This is a genomic window from Streptomyces sp. NPDC051677, from assembly GCF_044453465.1.
Lineage (GTDB): Bacteria > Actinomycetota > Actinomycetes > Streptomycetales > Streptomycetaceae > Streptomyces.
Genome location: NZ_JBITCT010000133.1, coordinates 1 through 3,078, shown reverse-complemented (window position 1 = coordinate 3,078; position 3,078 = coordinate 1). Strand labels below are relative to the sequence as shown.

Below are 3,078 nucleotides of genomic sequence, written 5' to 3'. Positions count from 1 at the left end.
GCAGGCGCAGCAGGCGATCGTCACCGACTGGACCACCGCACTCGCCAAGCTCGGCCTCAGCTGAACCCGGCACCGCCCGGCCGTGCCGTACGTGGTGCGCGGGCTGAGGCCGAAAAAACAACGAAGTAGCCCCTGACCTGGCCCGGTGCTATAGGGCCGGTGACTCGTTGGGCTGAACGCGAACTGAAAGGCGGACGGACCGCCCTCGCCAGGACGCCGGAGAGCCCCGAACTGCCTCGGCCCTCCGCACCCACAGAGTGATCACCTTACGGGAACCCCACAGGTCAGGAGCCACTTCGTTGTTTTTCGGCGAGTACTACTGGGACCTCCTGTAGCCGGAGGTCGACGCGCAGGTGATGGTGCCACGCTTGTGGGTGACGTAGACGCTCACGTCGAACGTCTCGCGGCCGGAGTGCTCAAAGACGATGTCGATGTCCTCGCCGCCGACGAACCTCGGTCTCCCCGGCCCGCAACTCGACACCAACAAAAGCTTGTTGGCCTCCTTGTCGCCTTGGCATTATGGATGCCATGTCGATATCCGAGCCTTTCGCTCCGCTCACCGCAGAGTTCGACGGCCCCTTCGACGAACTTGCTTCCCTGTACTCCTGGCTCGGACAGGAGGAGGAGTTGCGCGGTCGCCTCACCTTGGATCCCGGAGCAGCGGAGCCCGGTTCCATGGGCGGTGGGACGACATCGCTCGTGGTAATGCTGGCGACCAGCGGGGCCGCCTCCGCACTTGCCCGTACCGTGCGCCATTGGCTCAGCACGCGCACGGCCGACGTCAAAATGTCGATCAGCCAGAACCGTGATGGAACGACCAAGGTGATCCTGGAGGGCAAGCGCATCGAGCGTGGCTCCGTGGCCGGGCTGGTGGACCAGGGCATCCAGGGCGCTTTCCCCCACCGCCCGGACGCCGACGACGAACGGCAGTGACGGCGCTGTGCCCGGCGAGGACCAGACGCTGCCACGGTTCCCCGACCCTTCCAAGTCGACGGCCGTACTGATCGGCACCGCCGCCTACCGCAGTCCCGACCTGCTCGACATGCCGCAGGTGGGGCACAACCTCGATGATCTGTCCAAGGTTCTGGCCGACCCGGTGACCGGGGTGTTCCACCCGCGCCGTTGCACGGTGCTCCGAGACCCGGCCAACCCGGAGACAGTGGGAAACGCCTTGGAAGAGGCCGCCCACGCGGCGTCCGACGTGCTGCTGGTCTACTTCGCGGGCCACGGCTTGGTGTCCAAGGACAGCAAACTGCGCTTGACGGTTCCGGGTACCACTCCGGAGCGGTGCCGCTACGACGGCGTCCCCTTCGACTGGGTCCGCGAGATTCTGAGCGAGACGACGGCGAAGGTGAAGGTACTGATCCTGGACTGCTGCTACGCGGGACGCGCCATCGCATCCATGTCCCCCTCCGAAGCGGTGGAACTGGCCGTCTCCCAACTGGAAGTGTCTGGCACTTACATCCTCACCTCGACCACCGCCACCGAGACGTCCCACTGCCCACCGGGCGAGCGGCACACCGCGTTCACGGGCGTACTGCTCTCCCTCCTGCGGCAGTCCGTGGCTGAGGACTGCGCCCCGCTCACCCTGGACCACCTGTACCGCGGCACCGACGCCGCCTTGCGCCGCCGCGCTCTCCCTCGCCCTCAAAGGCGTGCCGAGAACACCGCCGCCGACCTGGCCCTGATCCACCCGCGCAGAGTTCCCGCCGCCCCGCGTGAGGCACCGGCAACCGCATCGCCGGCGGCACCGACGCCACAGGTGTCGACGCCCGGCGAGGTGGAGGTCTTCCGCAAATCGAGAAGCGTGGAGAGTCTGTTCCTCGGCTTCCTCCTGCCGCCCGTGCTTGCCCTCATCGCCGGCCTGGCCTGTACCAAAACCCAGTCCATGGCCGTCTGTTGGGCCGTCGGCGAGGGCGTGCTGCTCGTCTGCTGTCTGCTGATCATCGGCGTGCTGCTCGCACGGCGCCCGTTGCCCCTGCTGGTCCTCGACCACAATGGCATCGAGCTCTACGGCGCCGGAGAGTCCGCCCGTGTCCAGTGGCACGACGTGCGCCGGGTTGCGATCCTGACGAACGGGGTGGGCGATGCCCGCAGCAGGACGGCCGTCGACTTCAGCAACCTCCATCTCTGGCTCAGCCCCGATGCCGCGGCACCGGACACGCGGCATCTGGACTGGAAGAGAGAAGAGCAGCACCACTGTGCCATCCAGAACATCGAGCGCTACCTGCCGCTGTCCACGCTGAAACAGCTCCTTCCTCACTATGCCGGGCCCCTCTGGCACCCGGAGAGCGAGAACAAGGAGCGCCGCGTGCGGGTCAGCGGATCTCACGTTACCTCCACCGAGTACGTCACCGCCGACGACACCCGACCCGTTCGCCCGCCCGCACCGCCCGACCAGCGGTAGCGGCTCACAGCACCAGTACCGGCTTCCCGGTCAAGACCCTGTAGTCCCAGCTCAGACACCGGGGAGCAAGTAACGCGCCTTGGGGCGGAACGGAAAATATGGGAGCGGGACGATCTCGATTCCGCTTCGGTGACATACCCGTTTCCCCTGGTCAGCGGGCCCTACCGTCCTGGGTATGCCTGTCGAGTACCTGTCTGCTGAGCGAGAAGCCCGCTACGGTCGGTTCGCCACGGAGCCGTCGCCCGGCGAGCTGGAACAGTTCTTCCGCCTGGACACCCGGGCCCTGGAGCCGGCGCGGGCGAAGCGTCGTCTGTCCACGAGACCGGGGTGGGCTACGCAGGAACTTCCGCAGGAACGCCTCATCCGCCGAGGTGAGGGTGAAGTAGCGGATCTGTTCGTCCTTGCCGATCTTGGGGAACGAGCGCAGGGCGGCCTCCAGCTCCTCATCGAAGAACACCCGCGTTGCTATCTGCCCGCTCCTCTCGCCACCGGATTCACTCGTTCAGCCCAACAAGCCACCGGTGCCACAGAAACGGCCCAGGTCGGGGGCTACTTCGTTCTGTCTCTATTTTCGTGTCAGTGGACGTTAAGTCCGATCTTCCCCGGTTCGTGATCGCTCGATCGTGGGACTGATACTCGTCCGGGGCGACTGCTCGTCATGCCCATGCTGG

At 66.4% G+C, this 3,078-nt stretch carries 4 protein-coding genes; 2 read left to right on the top strand and 2 right to left on the bottom strand.

Translation table 11 applies throughout. From position 1 onward, the window contains the following. Window positions 1-316: 316 nt before the first annotated feature. Entirely contained in the window at window positions 317-487 is a 171-nt protein-coding gene (locus tag ACIBAF_RS49195; protein ID WP_399473387.1) for a hypothetical protein, read from the bottom strand. Window positions 488-528: 41 nt separating this feature from the next. On the opposite strand from ACIBAF_RS49195, the gene ACIBAF_RS49190 reads away from it, so the two are divergent. Together ACIBAF_RS49190 and ACIBAF_RS49185 are read left to right on the top strand one after the other, a co-directional pair. Continuing rightward, the gene (locus tag ACIBAF_RS49190) at window positions 529-933 is read left to right on the top strand and encodes a hypothetical protein (protein WP_399473385.1); all 405 of its coding nucleotides are present in this window, start codon (window positions 529-531) and stop codon (window positions 931-933) included. Between the two features lie 7 nt (window positions 934-940). Beyond that, the gene (locus ACIBAF_RS49185; RefSeq protein ID WP_399473383.1) at window positions 941-2,407 is read left to right on the top strand and encodes a caspase domain-containing protein; all 1,467 of its coding nucleotides are present in this window, start codon (window positions 941-943) and stop codon (window positions 2,405-2,407) included. A 151-nt stretch (window positions 2,408-2,558) separates the two neighbouring features. Here ACIBAF_RS49185 and ACIBAF_RS49180 read toward each other — a convergent pair whose 3' ends face one another. After that, window positions 2,559-2,864, bottom strand: a complete 306-nt coding sequence (locus ACIBAF_RS49180) for a hypothetical protein (protein WP_399473380.1) — start codon at window positions 2,862-2,864, stop codon at window positions 2,559-2,561. Between the last annotated feature and the right edge of the window lie 214 nt (window positions 2,865-3,078).

Excerpts from the sequence above, each read along its gene's own strand:
- ACIBAF_RS49190 (WP_399473385.1), top strand. The coding sequence starts at position 529 with ATGTCGATATCCGAGCCTTTCGCTCCGCTCACCGCAGAGTTCGACGGC.